Origin of the sequence: Pseudomonas sp. NFX15 (genome assembly GCF_049132105.1) — a bacterium.
Taxonomy (GTDB): domain Bacteria; phylum Pseudomonadota; class Gammaproteobacteria; order Pseudomonadales; family Pseudomonadaceae; genus Aquipseudomonas.
Genome location: NZ_JAFMPV010000005.1, coordinates 163,023 through 186,514, shown reverse-complemented (window position 1 = coordinate 186,514; position 23,492 = coordinate 163,023). Strand labels below are relative to the sequence as shown.

Annotated in this window: 23 protein-coding genes; 11 read left to right on the top strand and 12 right to left on the bottom strand. The window is 61.4% G+C overall.

The annotated features are described in order from the left end of the window. Nucleotides 1-9 precede the first annotated feature (9 nt). The 8 genes from rodA to J1D76_RS07810 all read left to right on the top strand — a co-directional run bounded on the left by rodA (nt 10) and on the right by J1D76_RS07810 (nt 7,649). Nucleotides 10-1,113 carry a rod shape-determining protein RodA gene (gene rodA, locus J1D76_RS07845; RefSeq protein ID WP_421137853.1) on the top strand — a complete coding sequence of 368 codons (1,104 nt, stop codon included), beginning with the start codon at nt 10-12 and terminating at the stop codon, nt 1,111-1,113. Nucleotides 1,114-1,130: 17 nt separating this feature from the next. Beyond that, nucleotides 1,131-2,141 carry a lytic murein transglycosylase B gene (gene mltB / locus J1D76_RS07840; protein WP_421137787.1) on the top strand — a complete coding sequence of 337 codons (1,011 nt, stop codon included), beginning with the start codon at nt 1,131-1,133 and terminating at the stop codon, nt 2,139-2,141. Next, nucleotides 2,141-3,151, top strand: a complete 1,011-nt coding sequence (locus tag J1D76_RS07835) for a septal ring lytic transglycosylase RlpA family protein (RefSeq protein WP_421137786.1) — start codon at nt 2,141-2,143, stop codon at nt 3,149-3,151. The genes mltB and J1D76_RS07835 overlap by 1 nt, the downstream gene beginning before the upstream one ends. 182 nt (nt 3,152-3,333) lie before the next feature. Continuing rightward, complete coding sequence (locus tag J1D76_RS07830) at nt 3,334-4,491, top strand: D-alanyl-D-alanine carboxypeptidase family protein (protein WP_421137785.1); 1,158 nt, start codon at nt 3,334-3,336, stop codon at nt 4,489-4,491. 87 nt (nt 4,492-4,578) lie between these two features. Beyond that, nucleotides 4,579-4,854, top strand: coding sequence for a DUF493 domain-containing protein (locus J1D76_RS07825; protein ID WP_103396544.1), 276 nt, complete (start codon nt 4,579-4,581; stop codon nt 4,852-4,854). Continuing rightward, nucleotides 4,854-5,501: a lipoyl(octanoyl) transferase LipB gene (lipB, locus tag J1D76_RS07820; RefSeq protein WP_421137784.1), complete on the top strand. Its 648-nt coding sequence runs from the start codon at nt 4,854-4,856 to the stop codon at nt 5,499-5,501. The genes J1D76_RS07825 and lipB overlap by 1 nt, the downstream gene beginning before the upstream one ends. Nucleotides 5,502-5,526: 25 nt before the next feature. Continuing rightward, entirely contained in the window at nt 5,527-6,525 is a 999-nt protein-coding gene (gene lipA, locus J1D76_RS07815) for a lipoyl synthase (protein WP_421137852.1), read from the top strand. Between the two features lie 173 nt (nt 6,526-6,698). Continuing rightward, nucleotides 6,699-7,649: a S66 peptidase family protein gene (locus tag J1D76_RS07810; RefSeq protein WP_421137783.1), complete on the top strand. Its 951-nt coding sequence runs from the start codon at nt 6,699-6,701 to the stop codon at nt 7,647-7,649. Nucleotides 7,650-7,751: 102 nt separating this feature from the next. Here J1D76_RS07810 and J1D76_RS07805 read toward each other — a convergent pair whose 3' ends face one another. The 5 genes from J1D76_RS07805 to leuS form a co-directional block, all read right to left on the bottom strand. Continuing rightward, nucleotides 7,752-9,074 (bottom strand): lytic murein transglycosylase, encoded by a 1,323-nt coding sequence (locus tag J1D76_RS07805; protein WP_421137782.1) that lies wholly within the window; start codon nt 9,072-9,074, stop codon nt 7,752-7,754. A 61-nt stretch (nt 9,075-9,135) separates the two neighbouring features. After that, complete coding sequence (gene arfA / locus J1D76_RS07800; RefSeq protein WP_421137781.1) at nt 9,136-9,300, bottom strand: alternative ribosome rescue factor ArfA; 165 nt, start codon at nt 9,298-9,300, stop codon at nt 9,136-9,138. Between the two features lie 209 nt (nt 9,301-9,509). Beyond that, nucleotides 9,510-10,547 carry a DNA polymerase III subunit delta gene (gene holA, locus J1D76_RS07795; RefSeq protein ID WP_421137780.1) on the bottom strand — a complete coding sequence of 346 codons (1,038 nt, stop codon included), beginning with the start codon at nt 10,545-10,547 and terminating at the stop codon, nt 9,510-9,512. A gap of 39 nt (nt 10,548-10,586) precedes the next feature. Beyond that, entirely contained in the window at nt 10,587-11,192 is a 606-nt protein-coding gene (gene lptE, locus J1D76_RS07790) for an LPS assembly lipoprotein LptE (RefSeq protein ID WP_421137779.1), read from the bottom strand. An 87-nt stretch (nt 11,193-11,279) separates the two neighbouring features. Continuing rightward, nucleotides 11,280-13,886: a leucine--tRNA ligase gene (leuS, locus tag J1D76_RS07785; RefSeq protein WP_421137778.1), complete on the bottom strand. Its 2,607-nt coding sequence runs from the start codon at nt 13,884-13,886 to the stop codon at nt 11,280-11,282. Between the two features lie 281 nt (nt 13,887-14,167). On the opposite strand from leuS, the gene J1D76_RS07780 reads away from it, so the two are divergent. Both J1D76_RS07780 and J1D76_RS07775 read left to right on the top strand, forming a co-directional pair. Continuing rightward, nucleotides 14,168-14,488 (top strand): hypothetical protein, encoded by a 321-nt coding sequence (locus J1D76_RS07780; protein WP_421137777.1) that lies wholly within the window; start codon nt 14,168-14,170, stop codon nt 14,486-14,488. A 95-nt stretch (nt 14,489-14,583) separates the two neighbouring features. After that, nucleotides 14,584-15,345, top strand: a complete 762-nt coding sequence (locus tag J1D76_RS07775) for a YdcF family protein (protein ID WP_421137776.1) — start codon at nt 14,584-14,586, stop codon at nt 15,343-15,345. Between the two features lie 110 nt (nt 15,346-15,455). Here J1D76_RS07775 and lnt read toward each other — a convergent pair whose 3' ends face one another. The 5 genes from lnt to miaB all read right to left on the bottom strand — a co-directional run bounded on the left by lnt (nt 15,456) and on the right by miaB (nt 20,859). Then, nucleotides 15,456-16,979 carry an apolipoprotein N-acyltransferase gene (lnt, locus tag J1D76_RS07770; protein ID WP_421137775.1) on the bottom strand — a complete coding sequence of 508 codons (1,524 nt, stop codon included), beginning with the start codon at nt 16,977-16,979 and terminating at the stop codon, nt 15,456-15,458. 8 nt (nt 16,980-16,987) lie between these two features. Beyond that, nucleotides 16,988-17,827 carry an HlyC/CorC family transporter gene (locus tag J1D76_RS07765; RefSeq protein ID WP_027924283.1) on the bottom strand — a complete coding sequence of 280 codons (840 nt, stop codon included), beginning with the start codon at nt 17,825-17,827 and terminating at the stop codon, nt 16,988-16,990. Between the two features lie 5 nt (nt 17,828-17,832). After that, on the bottom strand, nt 17,833-18,327 hold the full coding sequence (ybeY, locus tag J1D76_RS07760) for an rRNA maturation RNase YbeY (RefSeq protein ID WP_421137774.1): 495 nt from the start codon (nt 18,325-18,327) through the stop codon (nt 17,833-17,835). Continuing rightward, on the bottom strand, nt 18,320-19,327 hold the full coding sequence (locus J1D76_RS07755) for a PhoH family protein (protein WP_421137773.1): 1,008 nt from the start codon (nt 19,325-19,327) through the stop codon (nt 18,320-18,322). The genes ybeY and J1D76_RS07755 overlap by 8 nt, the downstream gene beginning before the upstream one ends. 203 nt (nt 19,328-19,530) lie before the next feature. Further along, complete coding sequence (miaB, locus tag J1D76_RS07750; protein ID WP_421137772.1) at nt 19,531-20,859, bottom strand: tRNA (N6-isopentenyl adenosine(37)-C2)-methylthiotransferase MiaB; 1,329 nt, start codon at nt 20,857-20,859, stop codon at nt 19,531-19,533. Between the two features lie 133 nt (nt 20,860-20,992). Here miaB and J1D76_RS07745 point away from each other — a divergent pair, with 133 nt between their 5' ends. After that, nucleotides 20,993-21,322 (top strand): DUF1820 family protein, encoded by a 330-nt coding sequence (locus J1D76_RS07745; RefSeq protein WP_003185742.1) that lies wholly within the window; start codon nt 20,993-20,995, stop codon nt 21,320-21,322. Between the two features lie 102 nt (nt 21,323-21,424). Here the strand turns inward: J1D76_RS07745 and J1D76_RS07740 are convergent, their stop codons facing one another. Continuing rightward, nucleotides 21,425-21,979: a tetratricopeptide repeat protein gene (locus J1D76_RS07740; protein WP_421137771.1), complete on the bottom strand. Its 555-nt coding sequence runs from the start codon at nt 21,977-21,979 to the stop codon at nt 21,425-21,427. A 224-nt stretch (nt 21,980-22,203) separates the two neighbouring features. Then, a complete protein-coding gene (hemL, locus tag J1D76_RS07735) occupies nt 22,204-23,487 on the bottom strand; it encodes a glutamate-1-semialdehyde 2,1-aminomutase (RefSeq protein ID WP_421137770.1) in 1,284 nt (427 codons plus the stop codon). Between the last annotated feature and the right edge of the window lie 5 nt (nt 23,488-23,492).

Here is a 23,492-nt window from a genome sequence, read left to right as displayed (position 1 = left end):
GAGGATGTGATGCGTCGTCGCGCGACGCTGTTGCAACGCATGCACATCGATGGCGTGCTGCTGATTTTGCTGTTGACGCTGGCCGCCGGCAGTCTGTTCGTGCTGTATTCGGCCAGTGGCAAGAGCTGGGACCTGCTGGCCAAGCAGGCCACTTCGTTCGGCATCGGCCTGGTCTCGATGGTCGTCATCGCCCAGCTCGAACCGCGCTTCATGGCCCGTTGGGTGCCGGTCGGGTATGTGATCGGTGTGCTGTTGCTGGTGGTGGTGGATGTCATGGGCCACAACGCCATGGGCGCCACGCGCTGGATCAACATTCCCGGGGTGATCCGCTTCCAGCCCTCGGAGTTCATGAAAATCCTGATGCCGGCAACCATTGCCTGGTACCTGTCCAAACGCACTTTGCCACCGCAACTCAAGCACGTGGGCATCAGCCTGATGCTGATTGGCGTGCCGTTCATCTTGATCGTGCGCCAGCCGGACCTCGGCACCTCGCTGCTGATCCTCGCCGGCGGCGCGTTCGTGCTGTTCATGGGCGGCTTGCGCTGGCGCTGGATCCTCAGCGTGCTGGCCGCCGCCATCCCCGTGGCGGTCGCCATGTGGTTCTTCATCATGCATGACTACCAGAAGCAGCGGATCCTGACATTCCTTGACCCGGAGAGCGATCCGCTGGGTACCGGCTGGAACATCATCCAGTCCAAGGCAGCGATCGGCTCCGGCGGCGTGTTCGGCAAAGGCTGGTTGCTCGGCACCCAGTCGCACCTGGACTTCCTGCCGGAAAGCCACACCGACTTCATCATTGCCGTATTGGGCGAAGAGTTCGGCCTGGTCGGCATCTGCGCGCTGTTGTTGATCTACCTGCTGCTGATCGGCCGCGGCCTGGTGATTACCGCCCAGGCCCAGACATTGTTCGGCAAGTTGCTCGCGGGCAGCCTGACCATGACGTTTTTTGTTTATGTTTTCGTCAACATCGGTATGGTCAGTGGCCTGTTGCCGGTGGTGGGGGTGCCGTTGCCGTTCATTAGCTACGGAGGAACTTCGCTGGTGACACTGCTGTCAGCGTTTGGGGTTTTGATGTCGATCCATACCCATCGCAAGTGGATCGCGCAGGTTTGAATAAGGTGAAATTTTCAATGCAAGTAATGCGTGGCTGGGCGACTCGATACGCGCCGTGGGTCGGCCTGGTAAGCATCCTTGGCAGCGTGCAGGAAGCGTTGGCTGGCGACTATGAAGGCTCACCCCAGGTGGCCGAGTTTGTCGGTGAAATGACCCGCGACTACGGTTTCGCCGGTGAGCAACTGATGGGGGTGTTCCGCGAAGCCGAGCGCAAACAGTCGATTCTGGACGCCATCTCCAAGCCCGCCGAGCGGGTCAAGCAGTGGCGCGAATATCGCCCGATGTTCATCACCGACGCGCGCATTGCCCGTGGTGTGGACTTCTGGCGCCAGCACGAAGCGGTGCTGGCCCGTGCCGAGCAGGAATACGGCGTACCGGCGCAGGTGATCGTCTCGATCATCGGTGTTGAGACCTTTTTCGGACGTAATACCGGTAATTTCCGGGTGATCGATGCGTTGTCGACCCTGGGTTTCGACTATCCTCCCCGTGCCGAGTTTTTCCGCAAGGAATTGCGTGAATTCCTGCTGCTGGCCCGCGAAGAACAGGTCGATCCGTTGACGCTCAAAGGCTCCTATGCCGGCGCCATGGGCCTGCCGCAGTTCATGCCGAGCAGTTTTCGCGCCTATGCGGTGGATTTCGACGGTGATGGCCACATCAACATCTGGACCAACCCGGACGATGCCATTGGCAGCGTCGCCAGTTACTTCAAGCGCCATGGCTGGGTCGCCGGCGAGCCGGTAGTCAGCCGCGCGGATGTCCGTGGCGACCAGGTCGACGAAGGGTTGACCACGGGAATCGAGCCGACGAAAACCGTCGGGGAGTTGCGAGCCTTGGGGTGGTCAAGTCATGATGCGCTGCGCGATGATATGCCGGTGACCGCTTTCCGCCTGGAAGGCGACAATGGCCCCGAATACTGGATGGGCCTGAAGAATTTTTACGCGATCACGCGTTATAACCGCAGCGTGATGTACGCCATGGCCGTACATCAACTGTCTGAACAGCTGGTCCAAGCACGGGGCGTCAAGTAATGCGGGCATTGCCTATGAGTAAACCCCTGAAGCTGATGGCATTCGCCGGGTTGGCGGTGCTGGTCGCCAGTTGTTCGACCAGCCGCGCACCCACGCAGAAGACCTCGTCGACGGCTGTGCGCGCGCAACCGGGCCTGGACATCAACCGCGCCCACAAAGACGGTGCGCCGTGGTGGGATGTCGATGTGTCGCGCATTCCGGACGCCACGCCAACCCTGCACACCGGCCCGTACAAGGCCAACCCGTACACCGTGCTGGGCAAGACCTACTTCCCGCTGCAAGAGTCCAAGACCTACGTGCAGTCGGGTACGGCGTCCTGGTACGGCACCAAGTTCCACGGCCAGAACACCGCCAACGGCGAAGTGTATGACCTGTACGGCATGAGTGCCGCACACAAGACATTGCCACTGCCGAGTTACGTCCGGGTGACCAACCTGGACAACAACAAGAGCGTGATCCTGCGGGTCAACGACCGCGGGCCGTTCTACTCGGACCGGATCATCGATTTGTCCTACGCCGCCGCCAAGAAGCTCGGTTATGCCGAAATCGGCACCGCCCGGGTCAAGGTCGAGGGCATCGACCCGCAAGCGTATTGGGCGGCGAAAGGCCGTCCGGCGCCTTTGATGCTCAACGAGCCTCAAGTCGCGCAGAATAGCGCCCCGGTGATCACGGCCTCGGCCGGCACCGTCGAACAATGGACACCGCCGCCACAGCAACACGCCGCGGCGGTGGTGCCCGTTCAGCTCGATGCAAAAAAAAACGCTTCTGTACCAGCCTCTGGCCAGTATCTGCAGGTGGGCGCGTTCGCCAACCCGGACGCTGCAGAACTCCTGAGATCGAAGCTCAGCGGGATGGTGAGCGCTCCGGTGTTCATCAGCTCGATCGTGCGCAATCAGCAGACCCTGCACCGGGTTCGCCTGGGCCCGATCGGATCGCCGGGTGAAATCGCGCAGGTGCAGAACAGCGTGCGCATGGCCAACCTCGGTTCGCCCAGTGTCGTGACTGAGTAATACGTAGAACTTGATTGACGGTTCGCTTGCAGTTGGGGGGCGGACCAGGTTGCTGACTCGTTGAAGAACAAAAGCCCGGCAAGGGTGACTGGAGTTTGCAACTGAACACGTGATAACCCGTTAGAAGGTTATTTGATTAGTTTTGCCCTTGGGCAGTTTCCATTAGCGATTTCGAGAGACGGATGAACATCACCACCTTTGCCAAACGCCTGTTCCTGCTAGTCCCGCTGCTTCTCTCACCTGCCGCGTTCGCGGTCGAGATGATGCCTTCGCCACCGCAACTGGCCGCCAAGGCCTATGTGCTCATGGATGCCAGCAGCGGCAACGTGCTGGTCGAGAACAACGGTGACCAGCGTCTGCCACCGGCCAGCCTGACCAAGCTGATGACCGCGTACATCGCGACGCTGGAAATCCGTCGTGGCCAGATTGGTGAAAACGACCCGGTGACCGTCAGCGAAAACGCCTGGCGTACCGGCGGCTCGCGGATGTTCATCAAGGTGGGCTCGCAAGTCACCGTCAGCGACCTGCTGCACGGCATCATTATCCAGTCGGGTAACGACGCCAGCGTTGCACTGTCCGAGCACATCGCCGGCAGCGAAGACGCGTTCGCCGACCTGATGAACAAGACGGTTGCCGACCTGGGCATGAGCAACACCCACTTCATGAATCCGACCGGCCTGCCGAACCCCGAGCACTACTCGTCGGCTCACGACATGGCAGTGCTGGCTCGCGCGATCATCCACGAAGACCCGGCTCACTATGCGATCTACTCGCAGAAAGAGTTCTTCTGGAACGGCATCAAGCAACCCAACCGCAACCTGCTGCTGTGGCGCGACAAGACCGTTGATGGCCTGAAGACCGGCCACACCGACGAAGCCGGCTACTGCATGGTGTCCTCGGCCGTACGTGATGGCATGCGCCTGATCGCCGTGGTGTTCGGCACCAACAGCGAAGTGGCCCGTGCCGCCGAAACCCAGAAGCTGCTGACTTACGGTTTCCGCTTCTTCGAAACCCAGACCTTCTACCAGAAGGGCACCGAGCTGGCCCAGGCGCCGGTCTGGAAGGGTTCGACCAACCAGGTCAAGGCCGGCCTGGCTGAAGACCTGACCATGACCCTGCCAAAAGGCCAGCTCAAAAAGCTCGCTGCCAGCATGACCATGAACCCGCAACTGGTCGCGCCAATCGCCAAGGGCGACGTGATCGGTAAAGTCGAGGTGAAACTGGACGACAAAGTGGTGCACAGCGCTGATCTGATCGCTCTGGACGCCGTCGAGGAAGGTGGTATCTTCCGCCGCATGTGGGATAGCATCCGTCTATTCTTCTACAGCCTGTTCAACTGAATCTAGTGTGCACCTGCAGGGCCCTGCGCTGATCCAGCATGGGGCCATGCCCGTCGCCACGGCTTACGCTTACGAGGCCGTTACGCCATGACCGATACCGAAGTAAAGGCGCCAAAGATCGAATTTCCCCAGGTTGATTACCCGGTTAAGGTGATCTGCGATACGGGTGCCGGCAACAAAGACAAGATCATCGAAATCGTCAAGAAGTACGCGACGATCAATGATGAGCGTGTCGATGAGCGTCAAAGCAGCAACGGCAAATACACCACCATTCAGTTGCACATCGTCGCGACCGACCAGGATCAGCTGTACAACATCAACAGCTTTCTGCGCGCTACCGGTTTCGTGCACATGGTGCTGTGATGTCTGGCACGCTGGGCTTTCGCGAGCTCGGCCAGATGGCTTACGAGCCGGTCTGGCATGCCATGCAACGCTTTACCAACGAACGCGGCACCGACGTTGCCGACGAGATCTGGCTGGTGGAACACTCGCCTGTGTTCACCCAAGGCCAGGCCGGCAAGGCCGAACACCTGCTGCTGCCCGGTGATATTGCGGTGGTACAGGTCGACCGTGGGGGGCAGGTGACCTATCACGGGCCCGGCCAGTTGGTGGCTTATCTGCTGCTGGATGTGCGCAGGCTGGGGTTTGGCGTGCGCGATCTGGTCAGCCGGATGGAACAATGCCTGATCGAGCTGCTGGCCAGCTACGGCGTCACCGCCGCGGCCAAGCCCGATGCTCCGGGTGTCTACGTCGACGGGGCGAAAATCGCTTCCCTGGGTCTGCGGATCCGCCACGGTTGTTCCTTTCATGGCCTGGCCCTGAATGTGGACATGAACCTGGAACCGTTTCGACGGATTAATCCCTGCGGTTACGCCGGGCTGGCGATGACCCAGCTGAGCGATCACGCAGGATCGATTGAATTTGCCGAGGTAAGTGCCCGGCTGCGCGCGCAGCTCGTCAAACACCTCGACTATGCTGAGCAGACGACCCTCACGGGCGGAATCGACTGATATGACTACTGATGCAGTGCAAACCATGATCCCGACGCTCGATGTCTCCGAGCGCCCGGCCCCGCGTCCCAAGGTTGAAGCCGGCGTCAAGCTGCGCGGCGCCGAGAAGGTTGCACGCATCCCGGTGAAGATCATTCCGACCACCGAACTGCCGAAGAAGCCGGACTGGATTCGCGTGCGTATCCCGGTGTCGCCGGAAGTCGACCGCATCAAGGCCCTGCTGCGCAAACACAAACTGCACAGCGTGTGCGAAGAAGCGTCCTGCCCGAACCTGGGCGAGTGCTTCTCCGGTGGCACCGCGACCTTCATGATCATGGGTGATATCTGCACCCGTCGTTGCCCGTTCTGCGACGTCGGCCACGGCCGCCCGAAGCCACTGGACGTCAACGAGCCGCAAAGCCTGGCCATCGCCATCGCCGACCTGCGCCTGAAGTACGTGGTGATCACCTCGGTAGACCGCGACGACCTGCGTGATGGCGGTGCCCAGCACTTTGCCGATTGCATCCGCGAAATCCGCAAGTTGTCGCCAAACGTGCAACTCGAGACCCTGGTCCCGGACTACCGTGGCCGCATGGACATCGCCCTGCAAATCACCGCTGCCGAGCCACCGGATGTGTTCAACCACAACCTGGAAACCGTGCCGCGCCTGTACAAGGCTGCGCGTCCGGGTTCCGATTACCAGTGGTCGCTGACCCTGCTGCAACGCTTCAAGCAGATGATGCCGCACATTCCGACCAAGTCCGGCCTGATGCTGGGCCTGGGCGAGACCGACGAAGAAGTCATCGAAGTCATGAAGCGCATGCGCGAGCACGACATCGACATGTTGACCCTCGGCCAGTACCTGCAACCGTCCCGCAGCCACTTGCCGGTGCAGCGTTTCGTGCACCCGGACACCTTCGCCTGGTTCGCCGAGGAAGGCTACAAGATGGGCTTCAAGAACGTGGCCTCCGGGCCACTGGTGCGTTCCTCGTACCATGCCGACGAACAGGCCAAGCTGGTCAAGGCCGAGCTGATGTCGTCCTGATTGACCCGTGCAATGAAAGTCGCCCGCACGGCAGTCTGCCTTGCGGGCGTTTTTTTGCCTGGTCTACGGCAATCGCGGCTTTTTCCTGCAACCTGCGGGGCGACTGACCCTCTTCTGTTTGTCCCCGTTCCTGACTACTGTGTGCTGAAGTGTTTACGCAGGGAGATTCACGGATGACCGTTCGACCGACCCAGATGTTATGTCCTCACGCGCCCGTACCGGCGCTGCCCTCGCAAGGGGTGATCGGCGTGATTGCGCCCGCGGGTCCCGCGCCCCTGGGTACCGACAAAGCCGCGCATTGGATGCGCGCCCGGGGCTATGCGTTGAAAGTGTTCCCCGGGGTCTACGAGAAGGATGGTTATCTGGCGGGTAGCGACGACGTGCGGCTCAATGACCTGCACGCGGCCTTCGCTGACAGCGAGGTGGATGCCATCATCTGCCTGCGCGGCGGCTACGGGACGCCGAGGCTGCTCGATCGCATCGATTTCAGCTTGCTGCGTGACAACGCCAAGCCGTTCGTCGGCTACAGCGACATCACTGCGCTGCATGTGGCGATCAGCCGCTATGCAGGGTTCGTGACCTTTCATGGGCCGCTGCTCAATGCCGACCTGCTGGGCAACAGGCAGAAGCCGACTGAGTCTTCCTTCTTCAACATGCTGCGCGGGCAGGTGAGCGCAGGCTCGGTGCTGGCGCATCCGGTGGCCTACCCGTTGACCACGATTGAGCCTGGCGTGGCACATGGGCGCTTGCTCGGCGGCAACCTGGCGATGATTGCGGCGACGATGGGCACGCCTTACGAGATCGATGCCGAGGGCGTCATTCTGCTGATCGAGGACATCAACGAGCCGCTGTACCGCATCGACCGGCTGCTGACCCAGTTGCGGCTGGCGGGCACGTTGCACAAGTTGCGAGGCGTGTTGGTCGGGGATGTGGCGGGGGTTGAGGGGGCGGCGCTGAACAGGCTGCTCAAGCAGACCTTCGAGCCGTTGAAGATTCCGGTGTTGTCCGGCTGGCGCAGCGGGCATTGCGATCCGAACCTGACGTTGCCCATGGGGGCGCTGGTGCGGCTGGATGCGGGGAATCAGGAATTGATGTTGGAGCAGGATGTGGTGCTCAGGCAGTAGATGTTCATTGCCTGAACGTCAGTCTTCGCGAGCAGGCTCGCTCCTACAATGGACTTGTGAGCGACACAAACCACTGTAGGAGCGAGCCTGCTCGCGATGCTGTTAGCGGCTACGCAACCCTTCGAGCAACTTGTGCGTCGGGTAGCCATCCGCCGGCCAGCCAAACGACTGCTGGGCGCTGCGGATCGCCTTGCGAGTGTTGGCGCCGATGATCCCGTCGGCGGTGCCAGCGTCGTAACTCTGTGCGCTCAGCAGGTTCTGCAGTTCGATCCGCTCGGTACGGCTCAGCGGCAGGTCATCCTTGGGCCACGTGCCGCTGATCAGGCCTGCACCGTTGAAGCGCTCTGCCAGCAGGCTCACCCCCAGGGCGTAGGACGACGAGTTGTTGTACTTGAGGATCGCCCGGAAATTATCGAGCACCAGGAATGCCGGGCCGCGGTAACCAGCCGGCAGCAGCAGGGCGGCGGACAGTTGTTCGGAGCCGGCCGGAGCCTGGCGACCGTTGGGCAAGGTGATCCCCAGTTGCCGCCATTCAGCGACAGTCTTGCGAATCGTGCCATCGGCCAGCACGTAATCGAAGCCGCTCGGCAGCTGGACCTCAAAACCCCATGGCTGGCCTCTCTGCCAGCCCGAGCTTTGCAAGTAGTGCGCGGTCGAGGCCAGGGCATCGGCCGAACTGCCCCAGATGTCGCGGCGCCCGTCGCCGTCAAAATCTACGGCATGGGTGTTGTAGGTGGTCGGGATGAACTGGGTCTGGCCCATGGCACCGGCCCAGGATCCGAGCATTTTCTCGGGTTCGATATCGCCTTGCTGGAGGATTTGCAGGGCGGCGATCAATTGCGCTTGGGCAAAGCCGGGACGACGGCCTTCATAGGCCAGGGTCGCCAGCGAGTTGATCACCGACTTGTTGCCCTGGAACTGGCCAAAGTTGCTTTCCATGCCCCACACGGCCACCAGCGCCTGACGATCAACGCCGTAACGCTGCTCGATGCTTTGCAGGATGTCGGCGTATTGGTTGATCAGCGACTGGCCTTTACGCACCCGCAGCGGCGACAGGGCGCCGTCGAGGTATTCCCACACCGGTTTGGCGAATTCCGGTTGGCTGCGGTCGGCGCGGATCACGCTGTCATCGAAGCTGACATTGGCGAAGGCGCGGTCGAACACGTCGGCGCGGATACCGGCGGCCAGGGCGTCCTTGCGGAAACCTGCTTGCCATTCGGCGAAGGTCTGGGTCGGCTGAATGTCGAGGTTCTCACCGGTCGGAACCACAGGTGGAACGACCGCCGGGGCGGTGGCGACGGGAGACGTCTGAAGCGGCTGGGCGTCGGCGGCGGTCGGTTTTTCCGCGCAGGCGACAAGCAAAACGAGGCTGGAGGCAGCGATCAATTGGCGCAGGTGCCAACGACGGGGAAGACAAAAGGGCATGCACGGGTCCAGGGAATACGAATCAGGTACAGACCTTAACATGACGAGGGGGTGTTCTGCTTTACGCGGCCAGAAAGTAAGAAGCCTCCCAGCTGTCAGACTGGAAGGCTTCGCGGCGATAACTGCCTTTGCCCTTGGCGGGGCGCTCCTGGCGACTGCGGAACAGTGGCTGGGCAATGATGGATTTGGCCTTGTTGGGGCCGTGTCGGGACGGCTTTTTGCTCATGGTGATTGCTCGCAAGTGAGTGGATTTTGCGAGGAGAATCATCGGCCGAAGTTGAAAGGCTGTCCAGTCCCGGTCCGTCTGAAAAAAACGCCGCCCCCTGTAGGAGCGAGCTTGCTCGCGAAGGTCGTTAACGATAACGCAGGCATTCTGATTTAACGCAGCGCCCTCAAGTCTTTCGCGAGCAAGCTCGCTCCTACAGGGGGCGGGGGTTATTCAGCGGGCAGGGTCAGGCGCTGACCTGCCATCAACAACGTCAACCGACTCAGGCTCATCCACGGCGAACCCGCCGCCTGGCCCTTGATCTGTGCGTCGATGCGCTGCGCTTCGAGCAGCAGTTGGGCCCAGCGTTGCGCCGAGTAGCGTTGCAGGGCTTTGCTCATCAGCGGTTTGCGTTTGTCCCAGACCGGCGGTTTGGCCTGGCTGAAAGCCTTGTCCAGCGGCGTGCCCTGGCTGTATTGCAGCGAGATATTGGCCAACAGGCGCAACTCACGGGCCAGGGCCCAGAGGATCACCGGCGGTTCGACACCTTCGCCGCGCAACCCTTCGAGCATGCGCAGCGCGTGGGCAGCCTCACCATTGAGGACCGCATCGGTCAGGCCGAAAACGTCGAAACGCGCACTGTCGGCTACCGCCGCCTGCACGGTTTCGACGGTGATCTGGCCGCCTTCGGCCATCAGCTTGAGCTTTTCTATTTCCTGGGCGGCCGCCAGCAAGTTGCCTTCGACCCGCGCCGCGATCAGTTCAACAGCGTCCTGGCTGGCGGAAAGTCCGGCCTGGGACAGGCGCTGACGAACCCAGCCTGGCAACTGGGCAACATCGACCGGCCAGATCTGCACGAACTGGGTCTGCTGTCCTTCGACCAGTGCCTTGCCCCACTTGGTTTTCTGCGCGCTGCCATCGAGTTTCGGCAGGCTGATCAGCAGAACGGTGTCGTCGGCCGGGCGCGAGCAGTATTCGATCAGTGCGGCGGCACCTTTGTCCCCGGGCTTGCCCGAAGGCAGGCGTAGTTCCAGCAGGCGCTTTTCGGCGAACAGCGACATGCTGGCACCGGCTTGCAGCAATGTACCCCAATCGAAATTGGCGTCGGCGGCAAACACCTGGCGTTCATCGAAGCCTTGCTGGCGAGCGGCGGCGCGAATCGCGTCGGCGGCCTCCTGGCACAGCAACGGGTCATCGCCGCTGATGATGTAGACCGGCGCGAGGGCACCTTGCAGGTGTTTGGCGAGTTGGGCGGGGGCGAGCTTCATAAGAAAGGGCGAACGGGGCGCCTGAGCGCCCCGTAAGTCTTACTGCTTCGGCAGTTCGATGGGCGACTGACGCGGCGTTTGCGCTTCAGCCTTCTGTGCCGCTTCCAGTGCCGCGGCTTCGGCCTTGGCCCTGGCTTCGGCCGTCTGCTGCAACTGATCCAGTTGGGTCGGGGTCAGTTGTTGCAGGCGCAGCATCATGCGTTGAATCATTTCACGACGGGTTTCCGTGCGAGCCGTGGCGGCTTCCTGGTCGGAACCCACCAGGTTGTTGCCGTCATGCATGAAGACTTTTTCCACTTGCAGCTTGTCGCTGATCAGTGGCAGGTCGCCGCGACCACGGATGTCGTAGTTCAGCACTGTCGTGACCTGGTATTCACCGGCACGGCCGGCACCGGCGTAGCTGAGGATGCGTTGGCTTTCCTGCTCATCGGTCAGCACCAGTTTGTAAGGTGCACCGGTGTAGACCTTGACGCCGCTGCCTTCCAGTACCTGGCGCAGTTGGGTCACGGTTTCGCCGTAGGCGTTACGGGCGCTCAGGTCGAGTTCCTTGATCGCCAGTTCGTTGGTACCGGTGCCACGCAGCTGGAAACCGCAGGCGCTCAGCAGAACCGCGAGGCCCATCACCAGCAGATTGCGTTTGATCATCTTGTTGCTCCCCTTGAAACCATGGGGGCCGATCAGGCGGCCCGAAAGGTTTTACATGGCGCCAGGCTGACCCGGCGCCTGATCCAATTAACTGGCGACGATATTGACCAGTTTCCCGGGCACTACGATCACTTTACGAATGGTCAGGCCGTCGACGAAACGCAGCACGTTCTCGTTGGCGCGGGCAGCCGCTTCGACTTCCTCGCGGCTGGCGCTGGCCGGCATTTCGATATGGCCGCGCAGCTTGCCGTTGACCTGGATCACCAGTTGCAGGCTGTCCTGTACCAGCGCGCTGTCATCCACCACCGGCCAGCCGGCGTCGATCACAGGATCGGCGTGACCCAGTTGATTCCACAGCTCGTGGCTGATGTGCGGCGTGATCGGTGCCAGCAGCAGAGTCACGGTCTCGAGGCCTTCCTGAACCAGCGCGCGGTCTTGTTCGGTGGCCTGGGCGGCCTTTTCCAGTACGTTCATCAGCGTCATCACCTGGGCGATGGCGGTGTTGAATTTGTGGTTCTGGCCGACGTCCTGGCTGGCTTGCTTGATGGCCAGGTGGATCGAGCGGCGCACGGCTTTGTGCTCGTCAGTCAGGCTGGCGATGTCCAGTTTGCCCGGCAGGCCCTGGGTGACGTGTGCCTGGGCCAGGCGCCAGACGCGCTTGAGGAAGCGGTGCGAGCCTTCGACGCCGGAGTCGGACCATTCCGCGCTCATGTCGGGTGGCGAGGCGAACATCATGAACAGGCGGCAGGTGTCTGCGCCGAACTGGTCGATCATCGACTGTGGGTCGACGCCGTTGTTCTTCGACTTGGCCATCTTCTCGGTGCCGCCGATTTCCACCGGCAAGCCGTCGGCTTTCAACTTGGCGCTGATGACCTTGGCCTTGCTGTCACGCTCGAGTTCGACATCCGCCGGGTTGAACCAGGTGTAGGCACCGTTGGCTTCACGACGGTAGTAAGTCTCGGCGATCACCATGCCCTGGGTCAGCAGGTTCTTGAAGGGCTCGTTGGAGCTCACCAGGCCTTCGTCGCGCATCAGCTTGTGGAAGAAGCGCGCATAGAGCAGGTGCAGGATCGCGTGTTCGATACCGCCGATGTACTGATCCACCGGCAACCAATGGTCGGCCGCGGATTTTTCCACCAGGCCGCCTTCGAAGTGCGGCGAGGCATAGCGAGCGTAGTACCACGAGGACTCGACGAAGGTGTCCATGGTGTCAGTTTCGCGCTTGGCCGGTGCGCCGCATTTCGGGCAGCTGCACTCGTAGAACTCGGGCATGCGCGCCAAAGGCGAACCGGCGCCGTCCGGTACGACGTCTTCCGGCAGCACCACAGGCAGTTGATCTTCCGGCACCGGCACGTCACCGCAGGTGGTGCAGTGGATGATCGGGATCGGGCAGCCCCAGTAGCGCTGACGGCTAATGCCCCAGTCGCGCAGGCGGAACTGGGTGCGCGAGGCGCCCAGCTCTTTCTTGATCAGCGCGACTTCGATGGCGTCGAAGGCGCCGGCGAAATCGAGGCCGTCGAACTCGCCGGAATTGATCAGCGTGCCGTGCTCGCCGTAGGCGTCTTGCCACGGGGCCGGGTTGCTGTCACCGGTGCTGGTGCGCACCACCGATTTGACCGGCAGGTTGTACTTGTGGGCGAATTCGAAGTCACGTTCGTCGTGGGCCGGTACGGCCATTACCGCGCCATCGCCGTAGTGCATCAGCACGTAGTTGGCGACCCATACCGGCAGTTTTTCGCCAGTCAGCGGGTGCTCGACGAACAGACCGGTCGGCAGGCCTTTTTTCTCCTGGGTGGCGACGTCGGCTTCGGCGACGCTGCCGCCCTTGCATTCAGCGATGAACGCTTGCAGCTCAGGATTGTTTTGCGCGGCCAGGGAGGCCAGGTGATGCTCGGCGGCCACGGCGACGTAGGTCGCTCCCATGAGAGTGTCCGGACGGGTGGTGAAGACTTTCAGGGTGCCGGCTTCGCCGATGGAATCGACGTTGTACGGGAACTGCACTTCCATGCCGCGGGACTTGCCGATCCAGTTGCGCTGCATGGTCTTGACCTGTTCAGGCCAGCCAGTCAGTTCGTCGAGGCTCTCCAGCAGCTCATCCGCGTAGGCGGTGATCTTGAAGTAGTACATCGGGATTTCACGCTTTTCGATCAGCGCGCCGGAGCGCCAGCCGCGACCGTCGATCACTTGCTCGTTGGCCAGGACGGTCTGGTCGACCGGGTCCCAGTTCACGGTGCCGCTTTTCTTGTAGATCACGCCTTTTTCGAACAGGCGAGTGAACAGCCATTGTTCCCAGCGGTAGTAGTCCGGCTTGCAGGTGGTCACTTCGCGCGACCAATCCACCGCCAGGCCCAGGCTACGCAGCTGGGACTTCATGTAGGCGATGTTTTCGTAGGTCCACTTGGCGGGCGCTACGTTGTTTTTCATCGCAGCATTTTCCGCCGGCATGCCGAAGGCATCCCAACCCATTGGTTGCAGGACGTTCTTGCCTTGCATGCGCTGGTAGCGGGAGATCACGTCGCCGATGGTGTAGTTGCGCACGTGCCCCATGTGTAGCTTGCCGCTGGGGTAAGGGAACATCGACAGGCAGTAGTAAGTCTCCTTGCCTGGCTGTTCACTGACTTCAAAGGACTTTTGCTCGTCCCAGAACGACTGGGCGGCGGCTTCGATTTCACGGGGCTGATATTGTTCGTGCATGGCTACTTTTGAACTGAATAGGGGTGGCCTAATCCTCTTCAATGCATCGCTGGACGCTGATCTCGCCGCAATGGCGTTTTCGCTGCCCAACCGAGCTGGAAGTGGAGTTACAGGAAGCGCCGTAGCATACATGACCGCGCTCCGCCGAGGGAAACCCTGATTGCTGCCGCGTATCCGGCAAAAATGGCTGCGAGGGCCGTTGGTCGCGGCGTTCAGCCGGTTTGTTCATGGAAGCTAAGCTCTAACTGGGGAGTAGGTCTTATCTTCCAATGAGGTGAGGGATGGTTGAGTCACAGCGAAAAGCTACAAAACCGGAGCTGTACGAAAGACTGATCGATCGTCTGGGCATGGCCCTGGAAGCGGCTAAAACCGCTGGCCGCCTGCGCGACGAACGCCCCTTGGAACTGGAGCTGCGTGGCCTGAGCCCCGCAGAGTTTGCACTGGTCAAGGCGTATCTGGATCGCAGTGAGCGTGAGACACACGGATGCTTGTCTGAAGCTATCAAGCAACTTGATGCACCACGTTCGGCCAAGATCATCTGGCTCAAGGACAAGGTTCCCGGTAGAGACGCGGTAAAGGTCCGGTCTTTGCAGTTCAAATAGGGCGTAGCACATGCTCCATGAAGCATAGTGCTTGTGTATTGATTGTCGTATCGCGCCAACCCACTTAGGCTTCGGGCATCTCCAGGAGATGCTCGATGCCTTTTCGTTATTTCGTCAAACAATTGCTGTTGCCGCCCGGCATTCTCTTGCTGCTGCTGTTGCTCGCCTGGTGGTTGCGTCGCTCAAGGCCGCGGCTGGCCGGCGTGTGCTTTGCCCTGGGGCTGGGTGGCTTATGGCTGATGAGCCTGCCGGTGGTCGTGCAGTGGAGTGCCGGATTGCTCGAGCGTGAGCCGCCGCTGGTGCGCGACGAATGGGCAACCCTGGGCCAGCGCGCAGACGCCATCGTGGTGCTCGGCTCCGGCCGTGAGCGCGGTGACATCGCCTGGGGCAGTGACCAGCCGACGGGCATTGGCCTTGAGCGTCAGCGCTTTGCGGCACGCCTGGCCAAGGCCTCTGGCCTGCCACTGCTGACCAGCGGCGGTTTGCATTACGGCACACCGCCGAGCGAGGCGCAGATCATGGCCGACTCGCTGCGCGATGATTTCGGCGTGACGGTGCGCTGGCAGGAAGGCGAGAGCCGCACCACTTGGGAAAACGCGCAGTTCACGGCCCGACTGTTGTTGCCGCAAGGCATCAAGCGTGTGGTGGTCGTGACACAAGCGGCACACATGCCGCGTGCGCTCTGGAGTTTTCGCAAGGCAGGCTTTGACGTAGTGGCCGCGCCGGTCGGGTTTCTCGCAGGAGACAATGCGCGACCGCTGGGCGGCTGGATGCCGGAGTACAAGGCGATCTGGCAGAACGGGCAGTTGTTGAATGAGGCGGTGGGGCAGGTCGGGTATTCGCTTTTCTACCAATAACCGAAAGTCTACCCACACCCTGTAGGAGCTGGCTTGCCAGCGAAAGCGGTGCCACGGCAACCATCGCCTTCGCTGGCAAGCCAGCTCCTACAGGTTTATGCGGTGTCGGGTCAGACGGTCTTGGCCATTCGGCTGGCAATCAAGGCCCAGCCAAAAAGCAACACGCAAACGATGACCAGTGGCCACGAACGCCATTGCAGGTACGGCGTCAGGTTGTGCATCGGCACCACTTCGCCGTACAGGATGCCGCGTTCGAACTGCGGGATCTGGTCGGTGATCTGCCCGAACGGGTTGATCAGCCCGGACACGCCATTGTTGGTGGCACGGATCATCCAGCGGCCGGCTTCCAGCGCGCGCATCTGTGCCATTTGCAGGTGTTGCAGCGGGCCGATGGAGGTGCCGAACCAGGTGTCGTTGCTGATGGTCAGTAGCAGGTCGCTGCGGGCGGCCAGGCTGGCGGCGAACTCCGGGTAGACCACTTCATAGCAGATGAATGGCGCGATCTGATAACCCTTGGCTTGCAGCAATGGCTGTTCGGCCGGGCCGCGGGCGAAGTCCGACATTGGCAAGTCGAAGAAGGCGATCAGCCCGCGCAGCATGTCCTGTAACGGAACGTATTCGCCAAACGGCACCAGTTTTTGCTTCAGGTAAGTGCCGTCGCCTTCACCGGTCACGGTGATGCCATTGAAGAAACGCTTCTCGTGGCGCACTTCCATGCGCACCGGGACGCCGGTGATCAATGCCGATTTACGCTCGGCGGCGAAGTTGCCCATCATGTTCAGGTAGCCCTCGGCGGACTCCTTGAGCACCGGGATCGCCGTTTCTGGCCAGATCAGCAGATCGACTCGCTTGGAGCTGAAACTCATGTCGCGGTACAGCGCCAGTTGCGCGTTGACCTGCGCCGGGTCCCATTTCATGCTTTGCTCGACATTGCCCTGAATGGCCGCGACGCTCAGCGGCGGGCCTGAAGGGGTGGTCCAGGCATGATGCTTGAGCGCCATGCCGATCAGCCACGGGCCGACCAGCAGCAATACGCCGGCCGCGATAAAGCCTTTGCGGCCCGTACGCACCAGGCGCAGGCCGTTGTAGATCAACGCGGCCGTCAGGGCCAGGGTGAAGGAAATCAGCCACATCCCGCCGAGGGGGGCGAGCCCGGCCAGCGGGCCGTCGAGCTGGCTATAACCGGAATACAGCCACGGGAAACCCGTCAGGAACCAGCCGCGGAAGGCTTCCTGGACAACCCACAATGCCGCGAACGCCATGGCATCGGCCAGCGGCGCCTCGTTGCGGCGCAACCAACGCGCCCAGAGCCAGGCGGGCAGGGCGAAGAACCAGGCAATCGCCGCCGTAAAGATCAGCATCAGGAAACCGGCCAGCAGCACCGAGGCGCCGCCGAAATGGTGGATGCTGTAGTAGATCCAGCTGGTGCCCGCGCCGAACAGGCCGAAGCCGAAACACCAGCCGCGACCCAAGGCTTGGCGGGGGCTCAGCTCACGCAGGCCGGCATAGAACAGACCGACGGCAAGCAATGCCAATGGCCAGATATCGAACGGCGCCAGGGCCAGGGTGGTGATTGCACCGGCCGCCACGGCCAGCAGGTTACCGGGCCAGCCGGGGCGGGTTGTCCAGCGCATTTCAATCCTTAGCGAGCAATGGGCGTCAGGCGAAGCAAGTGAATCCGACGGCTGTCGGCGTTCAGGATGCGGAAACGGTAGGGGCCGATTTCAGTGATTTCGTTGCGTTTTGGCAAATGCCCGAACGCGCTCATCACCAGCCCGCCAACGGTGTCGAACTCGTCGTCGGAGAACTCGCTGTCAAAGAACTCGTTGAAGTTCTCGATCGGCGTCAGGGCCTTGATCAGGAAGTCACCGCTCGGCAGTGGCTTGATGTAGCTGTCTTCTTCGACGTCGTGTTCGTCTTCGATGTCGCCGACGATCTGTTCCAGCACGTCTTCGATGGTCACCAGGCCCGCCACGCCGCCGTACTCGTCGATGACGATGGCCATGTGGTTGTGGTTGGCGCGGAACTCGCGCAGCAACACGTTAAGGCGCTTGGACTCGGGCACGAAGGTGGCCGGGCGCAGCAGGTCCTTGATGTTGAAACTGTCGCCATTCTCCTTGAGGATCAGCGGCAGCAAGTCCTTGGCCAGCAACACGCCCATCACGTCATCGTGGCTTTCGCCGATCACCGGGTAGCGGGAGTGGGCCGAGTCGACCACGGCTGGCAGGAATTCGCGGGGTGTCTGGGTCGCCTTGATGCTGACCATTTGCGAGCGCGGGACCATGATGTCCCGGACTTGCAGGTCAGCCACCTGGATTGCGCCTTCGACGATGGCCAGCGCTTCGCTGTCCAACAGTTTGTTCTGGTGTGCGTCGCGCAGCAGCTCCAGCAGCTCCTGGCGGTTTTTCGGCTCGTGGGCAAAAGCCTGGGTGAGCTTACCCAGCCAAGACTTCTGCCCGTTGCTCGATCGATCTTCGCTCATAGCGATTACTCTGAATCCTTTGTTGTTTCGTTAGGAGATACGTTGGTTTCGTCGTCCGCGTACGGATCGGGAAAGCCCAGTTCAGCAAGCAACGTTCGTTCCAGTGCTTCCATTTCCTCGGCTTCCTCGTCATCAATATGGTCGTAACCCAATAGATGCAAGCAGCCATGAATCACCAGGTGTGCCCAATGGGCATTGAGTGCCTTGCCTTGCTCGGCGGCTTCACGCTCGACCACGGCCACGCAGATCACCAGGTCGCCCAGCAGCGGGATGTCGAGAAACTCATCGGGCACATCGGCCGGGAATGACAAGACGTTAGTTGCGTAATCCTTTTGCCGCCAGGTGTGGTTCAGCTCGCGGCCTTCGGCTTCGTCGACCAGGCGAATGGTCATCTCGGAGTCGGCGGTGCGCTGGCGCAAAGCCAGTTCGCACCACTGGCGGAACTCGGCTTCGCTGGGGGCTGGCGCTTGGGTAGCGATTTGCAGGTCAAGCTCAAGCATCGCGGCGGCTATCCTTGGCGGCTGCATCATCGGCCGCCTTGGTCTCGAAGCGCTCGTAGGCTTCGACAATCCGCTGCACCAATGGATGGCGCACGACGTCCTTGGGCTGGAAGTGGGTGAAGCTGATGCCCGGCACATCTTTGAGCACTTCGATTACGTGGTGCAGTCCGGATTTGGTGCCGCGTGGCAGGTCGACCTGGGTGATGTCACCGGTGATGACCGCCGTGGAGCCGAAGCCGATCCGGGTCAGGAACATCTTCATCTGTTCGACCGTGGTGTTCTGGCTTTCGTCGAGGATGATGAAACTGTTGTTCAGCGTCCGGCCGCGCATGTAGGCCAGCGGCGCGACTTCGATCACTTGGCGCTCGATCAGCTTGGCGACGTATTCGAAGCCGAGCATTTCGTAGAGTGCGTCGTACAGCGGGCGCAGGTACGGGTCGATTTTCTGCGAGAGGTCGCCGGGCAGGAAGCCGAGCTTTTCACCCGCTTCGACCGCCGGGCGCACCAGCAGGATGCGGCGAATCTGCTCGCGTTCCAAGGCATCCACCGCGCAAGCCACCGCCAGGTAGGTCTTACCGGTGCCGGCCGGGCCAATGCCGAAGTTGATGTCGTTACCGAGGATTTCCTTCACGTAGCGAAGCTGATTCAAGCCGCGAGGGCGAATCATGCCTTTCTTGGTGCGCAGGGCGACGGAGGCTTCGGCGGGGGAGTGGTTGTCCAACTGCTCGACGGCCGATTCCTGCAGGAACAGGTGGACCATGTCCGGCGACAGCTCGGTACCCTTGGTTTCCCGGTACAGCCGGCGCAGGATGTTTTCCGCGGAGGAGGTGTGTTTGGGTTCGCCGATCAGCTCGAACTGGTTGCCGCGATTGCGGATCTCGATGGTCAGGCGCTGTTCGATCAGGCGCAAGTGCTCGTCGAATTGCCCGCACAGATTGGCGAAGCGGCGAGCTTCAAAGGGCTCGAGGATGAAACGATGTGGTTCGATGGGTGCGTTCAAGGTCGTATTTAGCCGCCCTGGGGCAATTGAGATGAAATCAAGGATAACGCCAGTGGCGTGGGTGCGAAAGCTCTTAAATGACTCGGCCTGTCGCACATCGATTCTGTAGGAGCCGGCTTGCCGGCGAAGGGGGCGCTGCGGTCTGTCAGTACCACCGCATAATCGTTCTTCGCTGGCAAGCCAGCTCCTACCGAATGTTTGTGTTACTGGATCAGCGAACCCCGCAGCGAGTGCGGCTGCGCGGCATCGATGTGCACGTCCGCGAACTGGCCGATCAGGGTCGGATTGTCGCAGCGGAAGTTGACGATACGGTTATTCTCGGTCCGCCCTTGCAGCTCGCCCGGGTCTTTTTTCGAGTAATCGGTTACCAGGATGCGCTGGATCGAACCGACCATTTGTCGGCTGATCTCGAAACCTTGCTGGTTCAGGCGATGTTGCAGCGCATTCAGGCGTTCTTTCTTCAGCGCTTCGGGGGTGTCGTCGGCCAAGTCGGCGGCCGGGGTGCCCGGGCGCTGGCTGTAGACGAACGAGTAGGAAAAGTCGAAACCGACGTCGGCAATCAGCTTCATGGTTTGTTCGAAGTCTTTCTCCGTCTCGCCCGGGAAGCCGACGATGAAGTCCGAGCTGATGCAGATCCCCGGCACCGCTGCGCGCAGTTTGCGCAGCTTGGATTTGTACTCCAGCGCGGTGTGGTTGCGCTTCATCGCCGCGAGGATGCGGTCCGAGCCCGATTGCACCGGCAGGTGCAGGTGCTTGACCAGCTCCGGCACGTCGGCGTGGGCCTGAATCAGGCTGTCGGAGAACTCCAGCGGGTGCGAGGTGGTGTAACGGATGCGGTCGATGCCATCGACTGCTGCCACCACGCGGATCAGCTCGGCCAGATCAGCCAGGCGCCCGTCATGGGTGGTGCCGCGATAGCCGTTGACGTTCTGCCCCAGCAGCGTCACTTCGCGCACGCCGTTTTCCGCCAGGTGGATGATCTCGGCCAGCACGTCGTCGAACGGTCGGCTGACTTCTTCGCCGCGGGTGTAGGGCACTACGCAGAACGTGCAGTATTTGCTGCAACCTTCCATCACCGACACGTAAGCGCTCGGGCCGTCGATGCGGGGCTCGGGTAAGTGGTCGAACTTTTCGATTTCCGGGAACGAAACGTCGACTTGCGGCAGTTTGCTGGTGCGCGCGGCGTCGATCATTTCCGGCAGGCGGTGCAGGGTCTGCGGGCCGAAGACCACGTCGACGTACGGCGCGCGATCACGGATGGCGGCGCCTTCCTGGCTGGCCACGCAACCGCCGACGGCGATCACCATGTCCGGATTGGCCAATTTCAGCTCGCGCCAGCGGCCGAGCTGAGAGTAGACGCGGTCCTGGGCGCGTTCGCGGATCGAGCAGGTGTTGAGCAGGATCACGTCGGCGTCTTCGGCTCGGGCGGTGACTTCCAGGGCCTGGTGTTCGCCCAGCAGATCGACCATGCGCGAGCTGTCGTACTCGTTCATCTGGCAACCGTGGGTTTCGATGTAAAGCTTCTTGGCCATGGAAAGAGTCATCACCTGATTCAAAGAACCGCGCATTATAGGGAACATGTCCCGCGGTTCCTACCGCTGTGCGTCCGGCGGACGTGCTATAGTTCGCGCCCTCATTTTTACCCTGATGTGTTACCCGCCCACCATGACCAAACGTGAAGCTCCAATCTATAAGGTGATTTTCCTCAACCAGGGCCAGGTGTTCGAAATGTACGCCAAACAGATCTATCAAAGTGATCTGTGGGGCTTCCTGGAAGTGGAAGAGTTCGTCTTTGGCGAGCGCACGCAGGTGGTCGTCGATCCGAGCGAAGAGAAGCTCAAGGCTCAGTTCGAGGGCGTGGTGCGCAGCTTTGTGCCGATGCATTCGATCGTGCGTATCGACGAAGTCGAACGACTGGGCACTCCGAAAATCAGCGAAGCCCGTGGCGCGGTCGGCAATGTCATGCCGTTCCCGATGCCGATGCCTGAGAAGTAAGATTTGGAATCGAGTCGCGGCATTCGCTGGCAAGCCAGCTCCTACAAGGACCGCGTGTACCTGTAGGAACTGGCTTGCCGGCGAATGCGCCGAAACAATTAGTCAGGGCAGTGGCGCGAACGGCGTACGGCCGTCGGCGCTTTGCAATTCCATCAGGTATTTACGGAAAATTTGCCCAAGCACCTGGGTGGCGACTTCGAGTTCCTCGCGGGGCATCTTCTCGGTGACTTCATCCGCGGTATCCAGCGCATCTTCGTCGCCATTGACCGCCGCCATCTTCAGCAGAATATATGCCTGGACGTTATTGGCCGGCACACCTTCGCCGTGAAAGAACATGGTGCCGAGTTTGAATTGCGCCTGGGCGTGGCCTTGCAACGACGCCTTCTCGAAATAGCTCAGGGCTTGATTGAGGTCGCGCGGCGTGGTTTTGCCTTCGTAGTAGTACTCACCCAACTCGTATTGCGCTTGTGCATCCCCTTCATCCGACGCTTTCTGGCAGGCGGCGAGCGCTTGTGCCAGGTCTTGCGGCTGGGTATTGAGGGTGCAGCGACCCATCGCTGGGATCAACAACGAGTTGCCGCCTGCTTGTGCGTGCGCGAGCAGGGGCTGAAGAAGCAACAGGCAGCCCAGTGCAAGGGTGCGGCCGGTGCGGTTCATGGGAATCGACTTACCTCTGAAGGGCGCGCGGACCCATCGAGGGATCCAATAAGCGCGCATTATGAAATAAGCAGGGCCAACCTTACAAAGTCTTTACTCGTTTTTCTGCTGCGCGGGAAATATATCACCGGTTTTACAGGGGATTTTTGCTGAAAGTGCAGGAATGCAGGCGGGCGTGTAGGTGAAAGCTGACGCTGGTTATGGCCAACGTCAGCGGTACAGCGTTACTTCAAGGCGGCAAAGGCGCGTTCGGCGGCGTCCAGGGTCAGCTTCAACTCGGCTTCGCCATGAGCGATCGAGGTGAAGCCGGCTTCGAATGCGCTCGGTGCCAGGTACACGCCACCTTCGAGCATCAAGTGGAAGAAACGACCGAACAGGGCCGCGTCGCTCGCCATCACGTCATCGAAGGTGACGATGTCGTCAGCGCCACTGAAGTACAGGCCGAACATGCCGCCCGCCTGAGTGGTGACGAACGCAATGCCCGCCGCATCGGCGCGCTGCTGCAGGCCGTCGAGCAGGCGCGTGGTGTAGTCGGTCAGTTCGGCGTGGAAGCCAGGACGGCTGATCAGGCGCAGAGTGGTCAGGCCAGCGGCCATCGCCAAAGGGTTACCGGACAGGGTACCGGCCTGGTAGACCGGGCCCAGCGGGGCGATGCGCTGCATGATTTCGCGCTTGCCGCCGAAGCAGCCGACTGGCATGCCGCCACCGATGATCTTGCCGAAGGTGGTCAGGTCCGGGGTCACGCCGTAGTGCGCCTGGGCACCGCCGAGGGCGACGCGGAAACCGGTCATCACTTCGTCGAAAATCAGCACCACGCCATGCTTGTCGCACAGGGTCCGCAGGCCTTCGAGGAAGCCCGGAGCCGGGGGTACGCAGTTCATGTTGCCGGCCACCGGCTCGACGATGATGCAGGCCACGTCCTGGCCGACTTCGGCGAGCATGGCTTCAACGGCGTCGATGTCGTTGAACGGCAGGGTCAGGGTGTGTTTGGCGAATGCTGCCGGCACGCCGGCCGAGCTCGGTATGCCTTGGGTCAGAGCGCCGGAACCGGCCTTGACCAGCAGGCTGTCGGAGTGACCGTGGTAGCAGCCTTCGAACTTGATGATGCTGTCGCGGCCGGTGAAGCCACGGGCCAGGCGAATGGCACTCATGGTCGCTTCGGTGCCGGAGCTGACCATGCGCACCATTTCCATCGACGGCACGAGCGAGCAGACGAGGTCAGCCATCTGCGTTTCCATCTCGGTCGGGGCGCCGTAGGACAGACCGTGTTCCAGCTGCTTGCGTACCGCGTCCAGCACGTCCGGGTGGCTGTGGCCGAGGATCATCGGGCCCCAGGAACCGACGTAATCCACGTAGCGCTTGTCGTCTTCGTCGGTGACATAGGCGCCTTCGGCGTGCTTGAAGAACAGCGGTGTGCCGCCGACGCTCTTGAAGGCGCGCACGGGCGAGTTCACGCCACCGGGAATGTGTTTCTGGGCATTGGCAAACAGTGTTTCGGAACGGGACATGATCG

Excerpts from the sequence above, each read along its gene's own strand:
- rodA (WP_421137853.1), top strand. The coding sequence starts at position 10 with ATGCGTCGTCGCGCGACGCTGTTGCAACGCATGCACATCGATGGCGTG.
- mltB (WP_421137787.1), top strand. The coding sequence starts at position 1,131 with ATGCAAGTAATGCGTGGCTGGGCGACTCGATACGCGCCGTGGGTCGGC.
- J1D76_RS07835 (WP_421137786.1), top strand. The coding sequence starts at position 2,141 with ATGCGGGCATTGCCTATGAGTAAACCCCTGAAGCTGATGGCATTCGCC.
- J1D76_RS07830 (WP_421137785.1), top strand. The coding sequence starts at position 3,334 with ATGAACATCACCACCTTTGCCAAACGCCTGTTCCTGCTAGTCCCGCTG.
- J1D76_RS07825 (WP_103396544.1), top strand. The coding sequence starts at position 4,579 with ATGACCGATACCGAAGTAAAGGCGCCAAAGATCGAATTTCCCCAGGTT.
- lipB (WP_421137784.1), top strand. The coding sequence starts at position 4,854 with ATGTCTGGCACGCTGGGCTTTCGCGAGCTCGGCCAGATGGCTTACGAG.
- lipA (WP_421137852.1), top strand. The coding sequence starts at position 5,527 with ATGATCCCGACGCTCGATGTCTCCGAGCGCCCGGCCCCGCGTCCCAAG.
- J1D76_RS07810 (WP_421137783.1), top strand. The coding sequence starts at position 6,699 with ATGACCGTTCGACCGACCCAGATGTTATGTCCTCACGCGCCCGTACCG.
- J1D76_RS07805 (WP_421137782.1), bottom strand. The coding sequence starts at position 9,074 with ATGCCCTTTTGTCTTCCCCGTCGTTGGCACCTGCGCCAATTGATCGCT.
- arfA (WP_421137781.1), bottom strand. The coding sequence starts at position 9,300 with ATGAGCAAAAAGCCGTCCCGACACGGCCCCAACAAGGCCAAATCCATC.
- holA (WP_421137780.1), bottom strand. The coding sequence starts at position 10,547 with ATGAAGCTCGCCCCCGCCCAACTCGCCAAACACCTGCAAGGTGCCCTC.
- lptE (WP_421137779.1), bottom strand. The coding sequence starts at position 11,192 with ATGATCAAACGCAATCTGCTGGTGATGGGCCTCGCGGTTCTGCTGAGC.
- leuS (WP_421137778.1), bottom strand. The coding sequence starts at position 13,886 with ATGCACGAACAATATCAGCCCCGTGAAATCGAAGCCGCCGCCCAGTCG.
- J1D76_RS07780 (WP_421137777.1), top strand. The coding sequence starts at position 14,168 with ATGGTTGAGTCACAGCGAAAAGCTACAAAACCGGAGCTGTACGAAAGA.
- J1D76_RS07775 (WP_421137776.1), top strand. The coding sequence starts at position 14,584 with ATGCCTTTTCGTTATTTCGTCAAACAATTGCTGTTGCCGCCCGGCATT.
- lnt (WP_421137775.1), bottom strand. The coding sequence starts at position 16,979 with ATGCGCTGGACAACCCGCCCCGGCTGGCCCGGTAACCTGCTGGCCGTG.
- J1D76_RS07765 (WP_027924283.1), bottom strand. The coding sequence starts at position 17,827 with ATGAGCGAAGATCGATCGAGCAACGGGCAGAAGTCTTGGCTGGGTAAG.
- ybeY (WP_421137774.1), bottom strand. The coding sequence starts at position 18,327 with ATGCTTGAGCTTGACCTGCAAATCGCTACCCAAGCGCCAGCCCCCAGC.
- miaB (WP_421137772.1), bottom strand. The coding sequence starts at position 20,859 with ATGGCCAAGAAGCTTTACATCGAAACCCACGGTTGCCAGATGAACGAG.
- J1D76_RS07745 (WP_003185742.1), top strand. The coding sequence starts at position 20,993 with ATGACCAAACGTGAAGCTCCAATCTATAAGGTGATTTTCCTCAACCAG.
- J1D76_RS07740 (WP_421137771.1), bottom strand. The coding sequence starts at position 21,979 with ATGAACCGCACCGGCCGCACCCTTGCACTGGGCTGCCTGTTGCTTCTT.
- hemL (WP_421137770.1), bottom strand. The coding sequence starts at position 23,487 with ATGTCCCGTTCCGAAACACTGTTTGCCAATGCCCAGAAACACATTCCC.